General features: G+C 71.5%; 14 protein-coding genes. 8 read left to right on the top strand and 6 right to left on the bottom strand.

The features are described from left to right. Positions 1 to 78 precede the first annotated feature (78 nt). Together ACWC2T_RS25005 and ACWC2T_RS25000 are read left to right on the top strand one after the other, a co-directional pair. Positions 79 to 1,191: an NAD(P)H-dependent flavin oxidoreductase gene (locus tag ACWC2T_RS25005; protein WP_450672582.1), complete on the top strand. Its 1,113-nt coding sequence runs from the start codon at positions 79 to 81 to the stop codon at positions 1,189 to 1,191. After that, the gene (locus tag ACWC2T_RS25000; protein WP_450672581.1) at positions 1,188 to 2,738 is read left to right on the top strand and encodes an acyl-CoA synthetase; all 1,551 of its coding nucleotides are present in this window, start codon (positions 1,188 to 1,190) and stop codon (positions 2,736 to 2,738) included. The genes ACWC2T_RS25005 and ACWC2T_RS25000 overlap by 4 nt, the downstream gene beginning before the upstream one ends. Before the next feature lie 7 nt (positions 2,739 to 2,745). Here the strand turns inward: ACWC2T_RS25000 and ACWC2T_RS24995 are convergent, their stop codons facing one another. The 3 genes from ACWC2T_RS24995 to ACWC2T_RS24985 form a co-directional block, all read right to left on the bottom strand. Then, positions 2,746 to 5,637, bottom strand: a complete 2,892-nt coding sequence (locus ACWC2T_RS24995) for an ATP-binding protein (protein ID WP_450672580.1) — start codon at positions 5,635 to 5,637, stop codon at positions 2,746 to 2,748. A gap of 145 nt (positions 5,638 to 5,782) precedes the next feature. Then, positions 5,783 to 6,766, bottom strand: a complete 984-nt coding sequence (locus ACWC2T_RS24990; RefSeq protein WP_450672579.1) for a (-)-alpha-amorphene synthase — start codon at positions 6,764 to 6,766, stop codon at positions 5,783 to 5,785. A gap of 7 nt (positions 6,767 to 6,773) precedes the next feature. Beyond that, positions 6,774 to 8,189 carry a cytochrome P450 gene (locus ACWC2T_RS24985; RefSeq protein WP_450672578.1) on the bottom strand — a complete coding sequence of 472 codons (1,416 nt, stop codon included), beginning with the start codon at positions 8,187 to 8,189 and terminating at the stop codon, positions 6,774 to 6,776. Between the two features lie 208 nt (positions 8,190 to 8,397). On the opposite strand from ACWC2T_RS24985, the gene ACWC2T_RS24980 reads away from it, so the two are divergent. Then, on the top strand, positions 8,398 to 9,894 hold the full coding sequence (locus ACWC2T_RS24980) for an acyl-CoA synthetase (protein WP_450672577.1): 1,497 nt from the start codon (positions 8,398 to 8,400) through the stop codon (positions 9,892 to 9,894). Positions 9,895 to 10,193: 299 nt separating this feature from the next. Here ACWC2T_RS24980 and paaK read toward each other — a convergent pair whose 3' ends face one another. Next, entirely contained in the window at positions 10,194 to 11,498 is a 1,305-nt protein-coding gene (gene paaK, locus ACWC2T_RS24975; protein ID WP_450672576.1) for a phenylacetate--CoA ligase PaaK, read from the bottom strand. A 337-nt stretch (positions 11,499 to 11,835) separates the two neighbouring features. On the opposite strand from paaK, the gene ACWC2T_RS24970 reads away from it, so the two are divergent. After that, positions 11,836 to 12,540 (top strand): alpha/beta fold hydrolase, encoded by a 705-nt coding sequence (locus ACWC2T_RS24970; protein WP_450672575.1) that lies wholly within the window; start codon positions 11,836 to 11,838, stop codon positions 12,538 to 12,540. Between the two features lie 13 nt (positions 12,541 to 12,553). Here the strand turns inward: ACWC2T_RS24970 and ACWC2T_RS24965 are convergent, their stop codons facing one another. Continuing rightward, entirely contained in the window at positions 12,554 to 14,407 is a 1,854-nt protein-coding gene (locus tag ACWC2T_RS24965; RefSeq protein WP_450672574.1) for a sulfatase, read from the bottom strand. Positions 14,408 to 14,561: 154 nt separating this feature from the next. Beyond that, positions 14,562 to 16,178: an acyl-CoA synthetase gene (locus ACWC2T_RS24960; protein ID WP_450672573.1), complete on the bottom strand. Its 1,617-nt coding sequence runs from the start codon at positions 16,176 to 16,178 to the stop codon at positions 14,562 to 14,564. A gap of 187 nt (positions 16,179 to 16,365) precedes the next feature. Between ACWC2T_RS24960 and ACWC2T_RS24955 the strand changes: the two genes are divergently transcribed. The 4 genes from ACWC2T_RS24955 (at position 16,366) to ACWC2T_RS24940 (ending at position 20,453) form a co-directional block, all read left to right on the top strand. Next, positions 16,366 to 17,166: a crotonase/enoyl-CoA hydratase family protein gene (locus ACWC2T_RS24955; RefSeq protein WP_450672572.1), complete on the top strand. Its 801-nt coding sequence runs from the start codon at positions 16,366 to 16,368 to the stop codon at positions 17,164 to 17,166. A 136-nt stretch (positions 17,167 to 17,302) separates the two neighbouring features. Next, positions 17,303 to 18,244 carry a Zn-ribbon domain-containing OB-fold protein gene (locus tag ACWC2T_RS24950; RefSeq protein ID WP_450672571.1) on the top strand — a complete coding sequence of 314 codons (942 nt, stop codon included), beginning with the start codon at positions 17,303 to 17,305 and terminating at the stop codon, positions 18,242 to 18,244. Then, the gene (locus ACWC2T_RS24945) at positions 18,241 to 19,290 is read left to right on the top strand and encodes a thiolase domain-containing protein (RefSeq protein WP_450672570.1); all 1,050 of its coding nucleotides are present in this window, start codon (positions 18,241 to 18,243) and stop codon (positions 19,288 to 19,290) included. The genes ACWC2T_RS24950 and ACWC2T_RS24945 overlap by 4 nt, the downstream gene beginning before the upstream one ends. After that, positions 19,287 to 20,453, top strand: a complete 1,167-nt coding sequence (locus tag ACWC2T_RS24940) for a thiolase domain-containing protein (protein WP_450672569.1) — start codon at positions 19,287 to 19,289, stop codon at positions 20,451 to 20,453. Before ACWC2T_RS24945 ends, ACWC2T_RS24940 begins: the two co-directional genes overlap by 4 nt. The last annotated feature ends 38 nt before the right edge of the window (positions 20,454 to 20,491 follow it).

Below are 20,491 nucleotides of genomic sequence, written 5' to 3'. Positions count from 1 at the left end.
GCACCACGCCACAAAAGAATCTGACGCAACGTCAGAAAAAGTCTTCCGTCGTCCTGCCCGCTGCGGCATCCTGCGCCCATGCAGACGGAGCTGAGCAGGAAACTGGGAGTCGAGCACGCCGTCTTCGGCTTCACGCCGTTCCCCGCCGTCGCGGCGGCGATCAGCCGGGCCGGCGGCTTCGGTGTGCTCGGCGCGGTCCGCTACACCGCCCCCGACGACCTCAAACGCGACCTCGACTGGCTCGACGCGCATGCCGGCGGCCGGCCCTACGGACTCGATGTCGTCATGCCCGCGAAGAAGGTCGAGGGCGTCACCGAAGCGGACGTCGAGGCGATGATCCCCGAGGGGCACCGGCAGTTCGTGCGGGACACCCTCGCCCGGTACGGCGTCCCCGAACTGGCCGAGGGCGAGGCGTCCGGATGGCGGATCACCGGCTGGATGGAGCAGGTCGCCCGCACCCAGCTCGATGTCGCCTTCGACTACCCGATCAGACTGCTGGCCAACGCCCTCGGCTCCCCGCCCGCCGACGTCGTCGCCCGCGCCCACGACCGGGGCCTGCTGGTCGCCGCGCTCGCGGGCAGCGCCCGGCACGCCCGCAAGCATCAGGAGGCGGGCATCGACGTCGTCGTCGCCCAGGGCTACGAGGCCGGCGGCCACACCGGCGAGATCGCCACCATGGTGCTCACGCCCGAGATCGTGGAGGCCGTCGACCCGCTGCCCGTCCTGGCCGCGGGCGGCATCGGCAGCGGCCAACAGGTGGCTGCGGCGCTCACACTCGGCGCTCAGGGAGTGTGGCTGGGCTCCATATGGCTGGCCACCATAGAAGCGGACCTGCACTCGCCCGCCCTGACCCGCAAGCTGCTCGCCGCCGGGTCCGGCGACACCGTCCGCTCCCGTGCCCTCACGGGCAAGCCCGCCCGCCAGCTCCGCACCGAGTGGACCGACGCCTGGGACGACCCGGCCGGACCCGGCACCCTGCCCATGCCACTGCAGGGACTGCTGGTGGCCGAGGCGGTCTCCCGGATCCAGAAGCACGAGGTCGAACCGCTGCTCGGCACGCCGGTCGGGCAGATCGTCGGCCGCATGCGCAGCGAACGCAGCGTCCAGGCCGTCTTCGACGACCTCACCCGCGGCTTCGAGCAGGCCGTGGACCGCATCAACCGCATCGCCGGAAGGAGCGGCCAGTCGTGACCACACCCCCCGCCGGATTCTGGGCACAAGCCGCGCAGAGCCCCGACCGCACGGTCCTCGTCGCCCCCGACGGCGAGGAGTGGACCGCCGGACGACTGCACGGCGCCGCCAACCGGCTCGTCCACGGCCTGCGCGCGGCCGGCCTGGAGCGCGGCGACGCCTTCGCCGTCGTCCTGCCGAACGGCGTCGAGTTCCTCACCGCCTACCTGGCCGCCACCCAGGCAGGCCTCTATCTGGTCCCGGTCAACCACCACCTGGTCGGCCCCGAGATCGCCTGGATCGTCGCCGACTCCGGCGCCAAGGTGCTCATCGCCCACGAGCGGTTCGCCGCCGCTGCACGGGCCGCCGCCGACGAGGCCGGACTGCCGTGGAGCCACCGGTACGCGGTCGGCGAGGTCGACGGCTTCCGGCCGTACGCCCAACTCCTCGACGGGCAGCCGGAGTCCGTGCCCACCGGCCGGGAACTCGGCTGGGTCATGAACTACACCTCCGGTACGACGGGACGCCCGCGCGGCATCCGCCGTCCGCTGCCCGGCAAGGCACCGGAGGAGGCCTACCTGGGCGGCTTCCTCGGGATCTTCGGCATCAAGCCGTTCGACGACAACGTCCACCTGGTCTGCTCGCCGCTCTACCACACGGCCGTCCTGCAGTTCGCGGGCGCGTCCCTGCACATCGGCCACCGCCTGGTCCTGATGGACAAGTGGACCCCCGAGGAGATGCTCCGCCGCATCGACACCCACCGCTGCACACACACCCACATGGTCCCGACCCAGTTCCACCGTCTGCTGGCCCTGCCGGACGAGGTGAAGGCCCGCTACGACGTCTCGTCCATGCGGCACGCCATCCACGGCGCCGCCCCTTGCCCGGACCACGTCAAGCGCGCCATGATCGACTGGTGGGGTCACTGCGTGGAGGAGTACTACGCGGCCAGCGAGGGCGGCGGCGCCTTCGCCACCGCCGAGGACTGGCTGAAGAAGCCCGGCACCGTCGGCAGGGCCTGGCCCATCAGCGAACTGGCCGTCTTCGACGACGACGGCAACCGCCTGCCGCCGGGCCAACTGGGCACGGTCTACATGAAGATGAGCACCGGCGGCTTCTCCTACCACAAGGACGAGGTCAAGACCCGCAAGAACCGCATCGGTGACTTCTTCACCGTCGGCGACCTCGGCTGTCTCGACGAGGACGGCTATCTCTTCCTCCGCGACCGCAAGATCGACATGATCATCTCCGGCGGGGTCAACATCTACCCGGCCGAGATCGAGTCCGTGCTGCTCGCCCACCCGGCCGTCGCCGACGCTGCCGCCTTCGGCATCCCGCACGACGACTGGGGCGAGGAGGTCAAGGCCGTGGTCGAACCCGCCCCCGGCCACGAGCCGGGCCCGGCCCTCGCCGCCGCCCTCCTCGACCACTGCGCCGAGCGGCTCGCCGGCTACAAGCGGCCCAGGAGCGTCGACTTCATCGCCGAGATGCCCCGCGACCCCAACGGCAAGCTGTACAAACGGCGGTTGCGGGACCCGTACTGGCAGGGGCGCGCGCGACCGGTCTGAACCAGGGTCAGGCCTCCAGGAAGTCGGCGAGGCCGGCCGCGTCGGTGCCGATCTTCCGGTAGATGCTGGACAGCAGCTGCCGCACGCCCTGCTCGGTGAGACGCAGTTCCTTGGCGATGACCGCCACCGGGTGCCCCTGGGCGGTCAGTCCTGCGGTACGGCGTTCCTGAGGGGTCAGGGTGTCCGCCTGCGCGTAGCGGAGCGGCAGCGGCCGCAACCCGGCCGCCGAGAGTTCTTCCCTGGCCCGGGTGGCCAGCGCCTCGGCCCCGCAGTGGACGGCGCCTTCCAACCCCTGGTAGAGCCGGTCGGCGGCTTCCTGCAGCCGCCCGTTGCGGGACAGCGCGGCGCCGTGGCCGATCTGGGCGCGGGCGAGCTCGTAGGCGGCGGGTGACTGCTCCAGGTGGTCGACTGCCTCGGCGTACAGGTCGAGTGCCGTCGGCCCGCCGGTCACCTCGGCGAGGGTGTGCAGGGCCTGGCCGATGATGGAGGCGGCGCCGAAGTCCCGGGCGCGTTGCACGGCGTCCCGGGCGTGGCGGACCGCCTCCTCCGGCGCGGTGGGGGCGAGCGCGGAGGCGAGGTGGAGCTGCCACGGGCACCAGGCCGGGTTCCGCCAGGCGCGACCGTCCAGCCAGTCGCCGACCGAGGACAGGAGCCGCGCTGCTTCGGCGTGCCGTCCCTCTGCAAGGAGCAGTTTCGCGTACACGGTGCGTGGATCGGGATAGATGACGGCGTTCGGAGTGGTCTCACCGAAGCCGTGCTCGTCGGCGAGGGCGCGCGCTTCGGTGATGCGTCCGCGGGCGAGCAGGGTCTGGATGAGAATGCTGACGCCGAACAACTGGGCGGCGACGACCCCTTCCACCTTGTCGGCGATGCGCAGACCTTCCCGGACGAGGTCCTCGGCTTCGGCAAGACAGCCGCGGCGGTAGCGGATGTAGCCCGCGATGGTCTGGCCGAAGGCGAGGTGGGAGCCGTGCCAGCCTTTGGCCACGCATTCGGCGATGCCCTTGCCGAACAACTCCTCGGCCCTTCCAGGCTGGTCGCCGTACATGAACACCAGGGCCACCGAGAGCGGTACTTCGAAACCGCGGGCCTCGTCGGTCCAGCTCATGCCGCCGCGCAGAGCCTTCTCGGCATACGCGAGGGCGGTGTGCCGAGGCTCGCCGCGCTTGACGGCGTCCCAGGCCCGCAGTCCCAGGATGTAGCGCTCCTCCAGACTGCGACCGGGCAACTTCTCGGCCAGACGGGCCAGGGTCCGGGAGCGGGCGGGCGAGTCGGGGTCGTCGGTGCGGACCATGCTCCAGACGAACTGATCGGCCTGCATACGCAGTCTGACCCGTGGGTTCGTGGCCTGCTTCGCCTCCTGGGCGGCCACGGCCACGGCCTCGGCCAGGCGATCGGTGTGCGCCAGAGCCGTCGTCAGCCGATAGACGATGGAAGCCCGCAGATCGGGATCGACATCGGGCTCCCGCAGCGCCTGGCGCAGATGCCGCACCGTGGCCGTGGGCTCGATCAGGAAGGTGGCGCACGCGAGTTCGTGCAGGACCGCGGCACGGTCCTCGGGAAGGGGCGGCTCATGCAGCGCGCGGTCCAGCAGACGCCGGGCGGCCTCGGTCGCCCCGGCGCGCAGGTACTCGCGAGCGGCCTCCCGCAGACACGCGACCGCCTCGGGACTGCCCTCGCAGGGCACCTCCAGCAGATGCCGGGCGGCGGCGGTGGGGCCGTATCCCGCCGCCAGGACGGCCTGCGCGGCGGCGTTGTGCAGACCGGCTCGGAAGCCCGTGCGGATGGACCGGTAGATCGTCGTGGCGATCAGCGGGTGAACGAACTCGAGCTCGCCCTCGGGGCCGTGGCCGTCGGACAGGATCCGGGCCGCGCGCAGCTTCTGCACCGCCTCGGCCGCGGCCTCCTCGCCGAGCACCGCGATGGTCGCGGCGAGCTGCGGTGGGAAGGGCGAACCGAGTACGGCCGCGGTGTGCGCGAAGCGGACGGTCGCTGTGTCGAGTCGCTCCAGACGCTCGACCAGCCCCGGGCCCTTGATCGCGGCGGCGAGCTCACGCATCGCGGGCAGGTCGCCCTCGGTGCCGCTCAGTTTCCGCTCGGCGAGGCCGATGGCGAGCTCCACCGCCTCGAAAGGGCTCCCTCCGGTGGCCGACCAGCACTCCTTGCAGAAGCGCTCCTCGGCCGCGTCCCCGAGTTCGTTCCTGATGATCTGGGCCACGCCGTCGGCGGTGAGCAGCGCCAGGTCGTGGGGGCGGTCTCCACGGTGTCCGACGAGCGTGCGGAGTTCGCCCGCTCCGGACGGCAGTTCGGCCGGACGGTAGGTGACCACGATCAGCAGCGGAAGGTCTTCGAGGCGCGCTGCGAAGGAGTCCAGCCAGCTCAGGGATTCGGCGTCGGCCCAGTGCAGGTCGTCCAGGAGCAGGACGACGGGTGCCTTCCGCACCGCAAGACGCGTCATCACCCAGTCGAGGCCCTCGCGGACCCCGGTCCTGTCCGGCGCAGGACCGGGACCGCTCGCTTCGAGACCGAGCACGGCGGCGACGATGTCGTACCAGCTTCCCAGGAACGCACGGAGTTCCGCCTGCTCCATCCTCGCCAGTGAGGGCTGTACCAACTGGCGCACCACGCGGAACGCCGATCCCTGTTCGGCCTCCGAGCCCCTGCCCGACAACACCGTGAATCCGTGCGCCACGGCCCGGTCACGTGCTTCCGCGATGAGCGCGGTCTTGCCCAGCCCGGCCGGCCCGGTGAAGGCGAGCAGTCCCCTGCGCCGTGTCCACGGCATGCCGTCCGCGGTGCGCCGCAGCTCCCGGAACGCGGCGTCGAGGGCCTGGATTTCCCGCTGGCGCTCGATCAACCTCGCTTGCTCCGTGATCGGTTGCCGGGGCTCCATCGCCATGTGCCGTACCGCCTTCTGCCGTTCGACCAGGGGCAACCGAGGGTACGCCGCGTGGCGGTGGGGCAGGCCGGATTGGGCACCATAGGGTGAATCACCGGCTGTGGGTGGGATAATGCCCACCCAGCGGGTACGGAACAGGATTGGGCTACGGCACTGCGGGCACGGACGCCACATCCGCGTAGCGTGGGACGGTACGGGACCAGTGGTAACACCCGCGGATCCAGCCGATCATTCCTTCCAGGTAGCCCACGCCCGCGGGACTCAACTCCGGTGCGACCTCCGCGTACAGCTTCTGGAACTCCTCGATCGTGCCGTTGATCTCCTTGACGGCCAGGAGCACGGCGGCCTGCAGGGAGCACCGGTGTTCGCGCTGGCGCGTCAGGGCCAGGTTGATCATTTCGCCCGCACGCTGTTCCTTCACCGCCGAGAACAGGTCGGCCGTCCACACCGCCGCATCGGCGGACAGCCGGCTCAGTCGCCGGACGACGGGATGGTGCAGTTCGGCGGGGGACAGTTCGTGCGGCTGGGCGGCCTCGTACAGCGGGTAGAACGGCTCGACGCCTGCCGTCAGCGACCGTATGGAGGTGCAGTCCGCTGTCCGCACCGTGAGGGGACATGCGTGGGCCACCGATTCGTACAACAGCCCGTGCACGTATTCACGGCTCTTCCAGGCCCACCGTGCGGCCTGCGCGGGTGTGCACCGTTGCCTGACCTGCCGGTGGAGATCGGCCAGGGCCGCTCCGAGGGGCGTGGTGGGCGGCCGGCCGTCCCGCAGGATCGCGACGCTCTCGCCGAGCATGGGCAGCAGCCTGCCCGGAGAGCGCCGGCCGACGAACTCCGCCCGGTCGTCGAAGACGAACTGATAGGCAATCTGATTGGCCACGATCTGGAGCAGACCGGAGTCCACACCGGGGCTGGTGCAGGACGCGAGCTCGGCTGGGCGAGTGCGGGCGATCATCGCTGCCACACCTGGGTCGTCGGTCAGCCCCCACAGGCCCAGCCATGCGTCGACGCCGGCCGCGACTTCGGATTCATACGGGTTGCGCTGGAACGGGAAGGGCATGTGGAGGTGGCTGTCGATCAGGTCCCTGAGGGTGGGGGCCGCGATACCGTCCGGTGCCCCGACCATGATGTCCTCATGCGTTGTCGGCAACGTGATCACCTGCCGTTCGGGAATCCGATGCGCGATAACGGGCCTCGCAGACCATCTCCAGTGCTCGAGGGCCCAACGTGATCGCAGGCCGCGGTGCCCGTTCGACGTACCCGGGCAGATGGCGCAGTCGCCGCCGGCCGGCGAGGGTCGCCAGCGCCAGGGTGGCCTCCACCATGGCGAACTCGTCACCGAGGCATTTGCGGTTGCCCGCGGAGAACGGCATCAGGGCGCGGCGCTGTGCGGCGGTGGGTGTGCCCGGCAGCCAGCGGCCGGGATCGAAACGCTCGGGGTCGGGGAACGACGAGGGATCGTGGTGGAGCAGGTAGGGGCTGTACAGAACGGTGGCTCCCGCGGGCAGGCGGCATCCGGCGAGCTCCGTCTCCCGGGTGGCGACGCGGGTGAACAGCCAGCCGGGGGAGGAGTGGCGCAGCGTCTCGGTGACGACGCAGCGGGTCTGGACGAGGTGCGGCAGATCCTCGGGGCCGGGCCGTCGGCCGCCGGGGAGGACGGCGTCGAGCTCGGCGTGCAGGCGGCGCTCCGCCTCCGGATGGCGGGCCAGCAGGGAGAAGGCGTCGGCCAGGCACAGCGCCGGGGCCTCGACGCCTGTGAGCAGCAGCGTGATCAGGTGATCGTGGACCTCCCGATCGGTGATCGCCGCCGCCCCGCCGTCGCCGCGCGCGGCCGTGAGCAGCGTTCCCAGGACGTCGTCGCGGTCGGCGCCCCCGCGGCGCTGCGCGATCGCCCCGTCGATGACGGCGTGCAGGCGCGACAGCGCGTGCCGGTAGCGGCGGTTGGCGGATGTGGGGAGGCGGAACAGGGCGTCGATCGGTACGACCGTGCGGACGAACAGGCCACGGACGACCTCCGTGAGGCAGTCCCGCACCTCGGCGGTCGTCGCGTCGTCCAGCGAGTCGGAGAGCAGGACCCGGCTGATCACGCGTGTCGTGAGGCTCATCATCGCCTCGGTGACGGGAACCGTCCGGCCCGCCGGCCAGGCGTCGCACACCGCTTCGGCCTCCTCGGTGACGAGATCCGTGTATGCGGCGACGTGGGAGGGTCGGAAGCCGGGTTGCAGCAGCCTGCGCTTGTCGCGGTGCGTCGGCTGGCGGCAGGTGACCAGGCCGTCGCCCATCAGCTTGCCGAGCCTGTCGTACAGCGGGCCGCCCTTGTCGAAGGTGTGCGGATCCATGAGCACCTGGTGCGTCAGCTCCGGGTGGCACACCATCCAGGCGCGCTGGGGGCCGAGCCGTATCTCGACGAGATCTCCGTGCGCGGGCAAAGATTTCAGAAATGCCAGCGGCCGACGGTATAAGGCGATACCGTGGCCGAGGAGTGGGAATATGCCGGGAGCAGTACCTGTTCGCCAGGCTCGTTCTCGTTCGGGCACAACACGACTCATGGAAAACCTCCTGCGCAGCGCGACGCGCGAAATGTGGGGGATTGCAGGGGACTTGCTCGACACAAGTCCTGCCCAGGTTGAGCGCTGCAAGGTGTCCCGAAGGCTTTCTCCAAAGGGGCGCACAGAAGCACACAGAAGCAAAAGTTGCATTCGGCGAATGGCCGTTGATGCTTGACCTGCCTCCGCGACGGACCCAGGATCAAGAGCCATGACCCAGGGACACGGCAGCACGGTCGACGGGGTGCTGCGCCGCAGCGCCCGGCGCACCCCGGCCCGCCGCGCGGTGGAGTACGGCGAGCGCCGCTGGACGTACGAGGAACTGGACGCCGCCGTCTCCCGCGCGGCCTCCGTGCTGCTCGCGGAGGGCCTCACGCCGGGCGACCGGGTCGGTGCCTACGGCCACAACTCCGACGCCTACCTGATCGGCTTCCTGGCCTGCGCCCGTGCGGGCCTGGTCCATGTGCCGGTCAACCAGAACCTGACCGGGGCCGACCTGGACTACCTCGTCGGCCAGTCCGGCAGCAGCCTCGTCCTCGCCGACCCGGGCCTCGCCGGCCGGCTCCCGGACGGCGTACGGGTCGTGCCGCTCAGGGACGCCGAGGACTCGCTGCTGGCCCGGCTGGCGGACGCACCGCCGTACGGCGGGCCCGAACCCCGCACCGAGGACCTGGTGCAGCTGCTGTACACCTCCGGTACGACCGCCCTGCCCAAGGGCGCGATGATGACCCACCGGGCCCTCGTGCACGAGTACCTGAGCGCGATCACCGCCCTGGACCTGAGCGCCGGCGACCGCCCGGTACACGCGCTGCCGCTGTACCACTCGGCGCAGATGCATGTGTTCCTGCTGCCGTACCTCGCCGTCGGCGCGACCAACATCATCCTGGACGCTCCCGACGGGGACCGGCTGCTCGACCTGATCGAGGCGGGCCGCGTGGACAGCCTGTTCGCGCCGCCCACGGTGTGGATCGGGCTGGCGGGGCGGCCCGACTTCGCCACCCGCGACCTCGACGGCCTGCGCAAGGCCTACTACGGCGCGTCGATCATGCCCGTCCCGGTGCTGGAGCGGCTGCGGGAGCGCCTGCCGCGACTCGCCTTCTACAACTGCTTCGGACAGAGCGAGATCGGCCCGCTGGCCACGGTCCTCGGCCCCGACGAGCACGAGGGCCGACTGGACTCCTGCGGGCGGACCGTGCTGTTCGTGGACGCCCGGGTGGTGGACGACCGGGGAGAGGACGTGCCCGCCGGCACACCGGGCGAGATCGTCTACCGCTCACCGCAGTTGTGCGAGGGCTACTGGGACAAGCCCGAGGAGACCGCCGAGGCCTTCCGGGACGGCTGGTTCCACTCCGGGGATCTCGCGGTGCGCGACGCCGACGGCTACTTCACCATCGTCGACCGCGTGAAGGACGTCATCAACTCCGGTGGTGTCCTGGTCGCTTCACGTCAGGTCGAGGACGCGCTGTACACCCACGAGGCGGTTGCCGAGGCCGCCGTGATCGGTCTGCCCGACGAGCGGTGGATCGAGGCCGTCACCGCGTTCGTGGTCCGCTGCGGCGAGGTGACGGAGGAACAGCTCATCGCGCATGTGAAGGAGAAGCTGGCCCCCTTCAAGGCGCCCAAACGGGTGCTGTTCGTGGAGGAGTTGCCGCGCAACGCCAGCGGGAAGATCCTCAAGCGCGAACTGCGGGACCGCTTCGGCGACTAGGGTCTACCCGGTCCCACGGGCCATAGCGTTCCGGCACATCCCGCCAGGGAGCACCCGTCCGGGTCCGCCACCGTGTGCCGGACGCACCAGCACGCCGCCGGGGCGTCGAAAAGGGGTCCTGCAAAGTTCGACAAGACCGACTACCGCGAGCCCCATGCCGTCGAGTGAGGGATCAATCGCCCCAAGCGCCACCGGGCCGTAGCCACGAGGTACGACAAACCAAGCCGTCCGCTAGGGAGGCGACCGTGCTGGTCGCAGTCCTCAACGAGTGGCTGTGACCAGCTCTTTCCCAACGGGCCCTAGCCGGAGGCCTTCGGGCGCAGGTCCACGATCCGGCGGATCTTGCCGACCGAGCGCTCCAGGGACTCCGGTTCCACGATCTCCACGTCGACTGACACCCCTATCCCGTCCTTCACCGCCGCGCAGATGGACCGCGCCGCCGCGTCCCGCGCCTCCGGAGCCGCGTCCGCGCGGGCCTCGGCCCGGACGGTCAGCCGGTCCAGCCGGCCCTCCCGGGTCAGCCGGAGCTGGAAGTGGGGCGCCACGCCGGGCGTGCGGAGCACGATCTCCTCGATCTGGGTCGGGAAGAGGTTGACCCCGCGCAGGATCACCATGTCGTCACTGCGCCCGGTGATCTTCTCCATCCGCCGGAACACCCTGGCCGTGCCGGGCAGCAGCCGGGTGAGGTCCCGGGTGCGGTACCGGACGATCGGCATGGCCTCCTTGGTCAGCGAGGTGAACACCAGCTCGCCGCGCTCGCCCTCCGGCAGCACCTCACCCGTGATCGGGTCGACCACCTCCGGATAGAAGTGGTCCTCCCAGATCGTCAGCCCGTCCTTGGTCTCCACGCACTCCTGCGCCACGCCCGGACCGATCACCTCGGACAGCCCGTAGATGTCCACGGCGTCGATCGCGAACCGCTCCTCGATCTCGCGCCGCATCTGCTCGGTCCAGGGCTCGGCCCCGAAGATCCCCACGCGCAGCGAGGTTCCGCGCGGGTCCACGCCCTGCCGCTCGAACTCGTCCAGCAGCGTGAGCATGTAGGACGGGGTCACCATGATGACGGCCGGCTGAAGATCCTGGATCAGCTGCACCTGCCGGGCCGTCATGCCGCCGGAGGCCGGGACGACCGTACAGCCCAGGCGCTCGGCACCGTAGTGGGCGCCCAGACCACCGGTGAACAGCCCATAGCCGTAGGCCACATGCACGATGTCACCGGGACGCCCACCGGCCGCCCGGATCGACCGCGCCACCATGTCGGCCCACATGTCAAGGTCGTTTTCGGTATAGCCGACCACCGTGGGGCGCCCGGTGGTACCGCTGGAGGCATGCAGCCGGCGGATCCGCTCGCGCGGCACGGCGAAGAGGCCGTACGGGTAGTTCTCCCTGAGGTCCGCCTTGCTCGTGAAGGGGAAACGAGCCAGGTCGGCGAGGGACCGGCAGTCCTCGGGGCGGACACCGGCCTTGTCGAAGGACTGCCGGTAGAACGGCACGTTGTCGTAGGCGTGCCGCAGCGAGGTGCGCAACCGCTCCAGCTGCAGCTCCCGCAGCTCCTCGGGCCCGAGCCGTTCGCCCGCGTCGAGCAGGTCCGTCGCATCCGCCATCGAGTCGTCTCCCTCGCCGCACTCGCATACCGGACGACCGATCATTCGGTCGAGCCGTTCGGGGCCAGTAATTCAGGCCATGCGGCTCCAGGCAAGAGGCCTGCGAAGATTTTTCCGCGCCGGCCGCGCCGGTCGCGCCGCAGAGCGGGCGTTCCCGCGCCGACGGGACGCGCGCGGGAGTCCGATACGCGACCCGGCGCCGGGCACTATCCCTGGCTGGACGACCCGGAGTGGTTCCTGAAACGCACCCTCGCCTTCCTCGACGGGCCGGCGCGCGCGGCTCTGCCCTCGGCAGAACAGGCGGCCCGGGACGGAGCGCCCGGCTAGCGTGCCCGGCATGGACACCACAGCGCCGTACACCGTCGAGGCGAACGGCATCACCCTGGCCTGCCGGTCCTGGGGCCCGGCACAGGCCCCGCCCGTCGTGCTGCTGCACTGCCGGGGCGCGGACGGCGCGGACTGGACGCACATCGCCGAGCGGCTCGCGGCACCCCCGCGCCCGCGCCGGGTGCACGCCCCCGACCTGCGCGGCCACGGAAAGAGCGACTGGCCGGGGGACTACCGGGCCGAGGCGATGAGCGAGGACGTCCTTGCCCTGCTGGCGGCCCTCGGCCTCGGGGGCGCCGATGTCGTGGGCCATTCACTGGGCGGCATCGTCGCCTACGTGCTGGCCCAGCGTCATCCCGGAGCCGTACGACGGCTGGTGCTGGAGGACGTCTGCGCACCCGTGCCGCTCGACCCGCCCCGGCCCCCCGCCGAACGGCCCGCGGGAGAGCTGCCGTTCGACTGGGCGATGATGCGGGCCACCGACGAGCAGCGCAACGCCCCCGACCCTGTGTGGCGGGACCACATGGACCGGATCACCATGCCGACGTTGGTCATCGGGGGCGGTCCCACCAGCCCCATCCCGCAGGACCAGGTCGCGCAGCTCGCCGGCCTGATCCCGGGTGCCTCGCTGGTGACCGTGGACGCGGGGCACCTGATCCACGATCCTCGCCCCGAGGAGTTCCTCGCCGTGGTGCGGGAGTTCATCGACCGCTGAGCGGCACGGAGGGCTACGGCTGTGGCCCGAACGCCTTCAGGAACCGGTCGCGGAAGCCGTCCATCCCCCAGACCGGGGCGTTCGCGGCGGGCTTCAGGCCCTGCGTCCAGCCCCAGCCGGAGATCCGGTCCAGCACCTTGGGATCACGGGCGACGATGGTGACCGGCACGTCCTTGCTGGGGCTGTTCCCGGTGACGGTCGGCACCGGCTGGTGGTCGCCCAGGAAGACCAGGACCGTGTTGTCGTTGCCGTAGCGCCGCAGGAATTCGACGAGGCTGTTCAGCGAGTACTCGATGGAGGCGCGGTATGCGTCGCGCACGCTCTCCGGGTTCTGCCAGACCTCCTCCTGGGACTTGCCCTCGCGCCGGATCTGCTGGAAGACCGAGCCGTCGCCCAGCTTCGCCCAGTCGACCATGCGGGGCAGGGGCGCCCACGGATAGTGGCTGGAGGTGAGGATGATCTCGGCCATCAGCGGGCCCCGGCCCCGCGTGCCGAACTCCCGCCGCTGGAACGTCTGGAGGGTGAACTGGTCCGGCACCTGGGACCAGCCGAAGTCCGGGCCGCGGTAGTCGAGGTGATGGCCGTCGTAGACGTGGTCCAGGCCGAAGAACCGGCCCTCCGGCCAGGCCACCAGCACCCCCGGCACGACGCCGACGGTGCGCCACGCGCCGGTCCTGCGGAACGCGCCGGTGAGGGTGGTCCGGTCGCTGGAGGTGAGGGTGCGGAACCGCTGCTGGTTGCTGATCCACAGCCCGGACAGGAAGGTCGAGTGGGCCAGCCAGCTGCCGCCACCGGTCACCGGCGAGCGCAGCCAGCCGCTGCGGGCCCGGAATCCGGCGGCCTGGAGGGCGTCGTCGCTCTGCCTGAGGACCGCGCCGATCCGCGGGGCCATCGCCGGGTCCTCGATCGCCGAACGGCCGTAGCTCTCGACGAACGTGAACAGCACGTCCTTGCCGCGCAGGCCGGCCAGCAGCTGGTCCGAGGGGGTGTGGGCGTAGGCGTCGTGGGCGGCCTGGCGCCGGAAGAGACGGGCATCGGCGAGGGAGACGCGGACCTGCTGGGCGCGGTCGCGCAGGAGGCCGGCGTCGAGCGTCGAGGCGACGGGCACGCCGCCCGGCTCCAGACCGAACACGACACAGGTGGTCCAGGCGGTGCACAGCACCAGGACGGCACCGACGGACCGGGCGCGGTGCCGGGCCATCAGGGTGCTCAGCCGGACCGTGGAGCCCGCGGTCAGCAGGAGGACGGCGACCGCGAGGAGCAGGGCACCGGCGCCGGCGACCAGCTCGCCGGTGCGGCCGGAGGTGTCCCGCAGGTAGTCTGCCGCGTTGCCCAGCAGACCCCAGTCCAGCACCAGGTCGAACGGGCGGTACAGCACCGAATAGAAGCCGAGGTCAAGGCACTTGAGGAGGGTGAGCAGCCCGATCAGCACGCCGATGGCCGCCGCCCCGGCCCGCCTCCCCCGGGGCGGCAGCACGAGCAGCACGGCGGCGAGCAGGATGCCCTCGGCCGGCAGACGTACGAACGCGGCCGGGATGAGCCGGTCGGGCCGGTTCGGCAGCAGCAGGGCCGCGAGCAGGAGGGCGACGGCGAGCACGGCCGAGCCCACGCCCGCACACCGCGCGATGCGGGCCCGCCTGCCGGGCGGGCCGGCCAGTGCGGCCAGGCCCCGCGCGAGGCGACGTCGCCCGCCGAGCAGACCGGCCCGCGCGGCGAGGCTCCCTGCGGCACGCGTGCGTCCGCCGGGCCGGCCGGGTGCCGCGGCCGGCTGCTCCTTCCCGGCCGGCGTGGGATCCCCGGCTCCCTCCGGGCCGCGCTCCCCTTCGCCTGCGCTCCCCGGCAGGTGACTAGGCGTGTGGTGAGACACCCGGAGATCCTTCCGTGCGGGGCCCGGCGCCGGTGCGGGAGGCCGGGACCAGCACCACTCGACCGACAGTCACCCAACGTAGGTGAATGGCGGCGATCGTGCGCGCAGAGTGGTGCTACCGGGTGGTGGGGCAGGTGGTGCGACACCCCTCGCGTCACCGCCGGTCGGCCGCCACCGCCACCTCCCGTGCCCACCGGTAGTCGGCCTTGCCGCTCGGGGAACGCCGGATGGAGTCGGTGATCACCAGCTGCCGGGGGATCTTGTAGCCGGCCAGCCGGGTACGGCAGTGGTTCTGGATGTCGGCCAGCGAGGGAGGCGAGGCTCCCTCGCGCAGTTGCACCACGGCCGCCACATGGTTGCCCCAGGTGACGTCCGGGACCCCGGCGACCAGCGCGTCGTACACGTCCGGATGCGCCTTGAGCGCCTGCTCGACCTCCTCCGGGTAGACCTTCTCGCCCCCGGTGTTGATGCACTGCGAACCCCGGCCGAGCACGGTGACCACGCCGTCCTCGTCGACCGTCGCCATGTCGCCGAGCAGGACCCAGCGCTGCCCGTCCTTCTCGAAGAACGTCTCGGCGGTTTTCCGCGGGTCGTTGTAGTAGCCGAGCGGGACGTGGCCGCACTGGGCGACCCGTCCTGTCTCACCCGCGGCGACCGGCTCGTGCGTCACCGGGTCCACCACGCGGGTACGGGAGTTGACCCGCAGCCGGAAGCCGCGCTCGGGTCCCGCGTCCTCCGTCGCCGTACCGTTGAATCCGGACTCCGAGGAGCCGAAGTTGTTGAGCAGCATGGTGTTCGGGACCAGCTCCCGGAACTGCCGGCGGACCGTCTCCGACATGATCGCGCCCGACGAGGAGACGCTGAACAGGGCGGAGCAGTCCGTGCCCTTGAGCGGTCCGCTCAGCGCGTCGATCAGCGGCCGCAGCATGGCGTCGCCGACCAGCGACATGCTCGTGACCTTCTCCTTCTCGACGGTCCGCAGCACCTCCTCCGGCACGAACTTGCGGTGCAGGACGACGCGTTGGCCGAAGTTGAAGCCGATGAACGCCGTCAGCGTGGAGGTGCCGTGCATCAGCGGGGGCGTCGGGAAGAAGGTGATCCCGGAGCCCCCGGCGGCGACCCGCTCGGCCAGCTCCTCCGGCGTCTTCACCGGCTCCCCGGTCGGCGCGCCGCCGCCGAGGCCCGCGAAGAAGAGGTCCTCCTGACGCCACATCACGCCCTTGGGCATACCCGTCGTGCCGCCGGTGTAGATGATGAACTGGTCGTCGGCGGAGCGGGCCGCGAAGCCCCGATGCGGCGATCCGGACGCCTCCGCGTCGCCGAACGGCACCGCCCCGGGCACACCGGCCGACCCCGGGCCCACCCCCAGCAGATGCCGCAGCCTCGGCGCCCGCGGCAGCGCCGCCGCCACCCGGTCCGCGAACTCCGCGTCGAAGACCAGCGCGACCAGATCGGCGTCCCGGTAGAGATACACCAACTCGTCTTCGACATAGCGGTAGTTGACGTTGACCGGGACGATCCTCGCCTTCAGGCAGGCCAGCACCGTCTGCAGGTACTCGACGCCGTTGTACAGGTGAAGGCCGAGGTGCTCCCCGGGGCGTATCCCGCTGTCGATCAGGTGGTGGGCGACGCGGTTGGCGGCCGCGTCCAGCTCGGCGTAGGTCAGGCGGCGCTCCGCGCCGGTGCCGGGATGGTCGACGTACACGAGCGCCTCGCGGTCCGGGACGACGTCGACGACCGACTCGAACAGATCGGCAAGGTTGTACTCCACCGCTCCTCCTGACCCCGATCCTGCCCGCATGCGTCCGCTAGCAGGTCATCAGAGCAAAGGGCGGCGCAACTGGGAAGGGCTCGCGCCAAGAAATCTGACTGTCTGTCAGAAAACTCTGGAAGCTCCCTTGAAGTGCCTCCCCGCCTACTGCAACCTGTTCTCGTTCTCACCGAGGGGAGACAAGCCCATGGGCGGGACGGAACACCTCACCGTGCGGCGCGAGGGCGCCACACTCGTGCTCACGCTCAACAGGCCCGACGCCAGGAACGCGCTCTCGCTTGCGATGCTCGTCGGCCTGTACGACGGCTGGCTCGAGGCCGACGCGGACGACGAGATCCGCTCGATCGTGCTCACCGGGGCCGGCGGCTCCTTCTGCGCCGGAATGGACCTGAAGGCGCTGGCCGGCCACGGCATGGCCGGGGAGCACCACCGCCACCGGCTCAAGGCCGACCCCGACCTGCACTGGAAGGCGATGCTCCGCCACCATCGCCCGCGCAAACCGGTGATCGCCGCCGTCGAGGGGTACTGCGTCGCGGGCGGTACCGAGATCCTCCAGGGCACCGACATCCGGGTCGCGGGCGAGTCCGCGACCTTCGGCCTGTTCGAGGTCCGGCGCGGCCTGTTCCCGATCGGTGGTTCCACGGTCCGCCTCCAGCGGCAGATCCCGCGCACCCACGCACTGGAGATGCTGCTCACCGGCCGCGCGTACAGCGCGCGGGAGGCGGCGGACATCGGCCTGATCGGGCACGTCGTCCCCGACGGGACCGCGCTGGCCAAGGCCTTGGAGATCGCCGAACAGATCAACGCATGCGGGCCGCTGGCCGTCGAGGCCGTCAAGGCGTCGGTGTACGAGACCGCGGAGATGACCGAGGCCGACGGGCTCGCCGCCGAGCTGAAGCGGGGCTGGCCGATCTTCGACACGGCCGACGCCAAGGAGGGAGCTCGCGCCTTCGCGGAGAAACGGCCGCCTGCCTACAAGCGTGCGTAGGTGCCGCGCCGGCAGGTTCGCGCGCTGCGGGCCATGGGTGGCTGGTCGCACCCACACGGCAGAGCCGCATGTGTCACCGCCCCGCGCCCCTTCAGGGGCGCCCCACGCACCGAGCTCCGAAGGAGGCACCCCCTCGATGCCCGAAGTCCTCAAGGCTCCCCTGACCGTCGAATTCCCCTTCACCCGCTCCCTCGGCCCCGTCCAGAGCGCCTTCCTCACCGGCCTGCGTGAGCGCGTCGTTCTCGGGGTCACGGCCACCGACGGCCGCGTCCTCGTCCCACCCGTCGAGTACGACCCCGTCACCGCCGAGGAGCTCCACGACCTGGTGGAGGTCGCTCCCACGGGCACGGTCACCACCTGGGCGTGGAACCACACGCCACGCCGCGGCCAGCCCCTCAAAACCCCCTTCGCCTGGGTCCTGGTCCGGCTCGACGGCGCCGGCACCGCCCTGCTGCACGCCCTCGACGCCCCCGGCCCCGACTCCGTGCACACCGGGATGCGCGTGCGCATCCGCTGGGCCGGGGACCGCACCGGCGCCATCACCGACATCGCCTGCTTCGAACCGTACGACGGCGAACCCGTCCCACCGGGTGGCCACAGCGGCGAGTTCGCGAACCCGCTCGCCGGGATCGTCGCCCCCGCCCGCCTGGACTACACCTATTCACCCGGCCGTGCCCAGTCCGACTACCTCAACGCCCTCTCCGAACGCCGGACCGTCGGCGAGCGCTGCCCCTCCTGCCGCAAGGTCTACGTCCCCCCGAGGGGTGCGTGCCCCACATGTGGCGTGGCCACAGCGGAACAGGTCGAAGTGGGTCCCCGCGGCACGGTCACCACCTTCTGCATCGTCAACATCAAGGCGAAGAACCTCGACATCGAGGTGCCCTACGTCTACGCGCACATCGCCCTCGACGGCGCCGACCTCGCCCTGCACGCCCGGATCGGCGGCATCCCCTACGACCAGGTGCGCATGGGCCTGCGCGTGGAACCCGTGTGGGCCGAGGGCGCCCGACACCCCGACCACTTCCGGCCCACCGGCGAACCCGACGCCGACTACGACACCTACAAGGAGCTGCTGTGACCCGGGAGATCGCGGTCGTCGCCTTCGCCCAGACCGACCACCGGCGCTCCACCGAGGAGTCCTCCGAGGTCGAGATGCTCATGCCGGTCCTGCACGAGGTGCTGGCACAGACCGGCCTGAGGACCGCCGACATCGGCTTCACCTGCTCCGGCTCCAGCGACTACCTCGCCGGCCGCGCCTTCTCCTTCACCCTCGCCCTCGACGGCGTCGGCGCCTGGCCGCCGATCTCCGAGTCGCACGTCGAGATGGACGGCGCCTGGGCGCTGTACGAGGCCTGGACCAAGCTGCTCACCGGCGACGCCGACACCGCGCTCGTCTACTCCTACGGCAAGAGCTCGCCCGGCTCGGTGCGGGACGTGCTCACCCGCCAGCTCGACCCCTACTACGTCGCCCCCCTGTGGCCCGACTCCGTAGCGCTGGCCGCCCTGCAGGCGCAGGCCCTCATGGACGCCGGCCACACCGACGAACCCGCGCTCGCCGCCGTCGGTGCCCGCAGCCGCGCGGACGCGGAAGCCAACCCGCACGCCCAGCTCCGGGGGCAGGTGCCACAGGGCGACTACGTCGTACGGCCACTGCGCACCGGCGACTGCCCGCCCGTCTCCGACGGCGCCGCCGCCGTGATCCTCGCGGCGGGTGAGCGGGCCCGCCGGCTGTGCGCGCGGCCCGCCTGGATCCGCGGCGTCGACCACCGCATCGAGGCCCACGGCCTCGGCGTCCGCGACCTCACCGACTCACCCTCCACCCGGCTCGCCGCCGAGCGGGCCGGCGCCTTCGAACGGCCCGTCGACACCGCCGAGTTGCACGCGCCGTTCAGCTCGCAGGAGGTGATCCTGCGCAGGGCGCTCCGCCTCGGCGACGACGTGCGCGTCAACCCCTCCGGCGGAGCGCTGGCCGCCAACCCGGTCATGGCCGCCGGACTGGTCCGCATCGGCGAGGCCGCCGCCCGCATCCACCGCGGCGCGTCCGACCGCGCCCTCGCCCACGCCACCTCCGGCCCCTGCCTGCAGCAGAACCTGGTCGCCGTACTCGAAGGGGATCCACGATGAGCAAGGAGCCCGTGGCCGTCGTCGGCATCGGCCAGACCAAACACGTCGCCGCCCGCCGGGACGTCTCGATCGCCGGACTCGTCCGCGAGGCGGCCCGAAGGGCCCTGGACGACGCCGAGTTGACCTGGGCCGACATCGACGCCGTCGTCATCGGCAAGGCGCCCGACTTCTTCGAGGGCGTGATGATGCCCGAGCTGTACCTCGCCGACGCCCTCGGCGCGGTCGGCAAACCCATGCTGCGGGTGCACACCGCCGGCTCCGTCGGCGGCTCCACCGCGCTCGTGGCCGCGAACCTGGTCGCCGCCCGCATCCACGGCACCGTCCTCACCCTCGCCTTCGAGAAGCAGTCCGAGTCCAACGCCATGTGGGGCCTGTCCCTGCCGATCCCCTTCCAGCAGCCCCTCCTCGCCGGCGCCGGCGGCTTCTTCGCCCCCCATGTGCGTGCCTACATGCGGCGCAGCGGCGCCCCCGACACCGTCGGCTCCCTCGTGGCCTACAAGGACCGGCGCAACGCCCTGAAGAACCCCTACGCCCACCTCCACGAGCACGACATCACCCTGGAGAAGGTCCAGGCGTCGCCCATGCTGTGGGACCCCATCCGCTACTCCGAGACCTGCCCCTCCTCCGACGGCGCCTGTGCCATGGTGCTCACCGACCGCGCCGGAGCCGCCCGCGCGCCCCGCCCGCCCGCCTGGATGCTCGGCGGCGCCATGCGCAGCGAGCCCACCCTGTTCGCGGGCAAGGACTTCGTCTCCCCGCAGGCCGGCCGGGACTGCGCCGCCGACGTCTACCGGCAGGCCGCCATCGCCGACCCGCGCCGGGACATCGACGCCGTCGAGATGTACGTGCCGTTCTCCTGGTACGAGCCCATGTGGCTGGAGAACCTCGGATTCGCAGAGGAGGGCGAGGGCTGGAAGCTCACCGAGTCCGGGGTGACCGAACTCGACGGGGACCTGCCCGTCAACATGTCGGGCGGCGTGCTGTCCACCAACCCCATCGGCGCCTCCGGCATGATCCGCTTCGCCGAGGCCGCCCTCCAGGTGCGCGGCCAGGCCGGAGAACACCAGGTCGACGGCGCCCGCAGAGTGCTCGGACACGCCTACGGCGGCGGCTCGCAGTTCTTCTCCATGTGGCTCGTGGGAGCGCGGCCACCGGAGTCCTGAAAGTCCTCCCCACGTGGCCTGTCGGGCATCGTGAGCGG

The organism is Streptomyces sp. NPDC001393, from assembly GCF_053597455.1.
The sequence above is the reverse complement of the archived record's forward strand: the minus strand, read 5'-3'. Positions and strand labels throughout refer to the sequence as shown.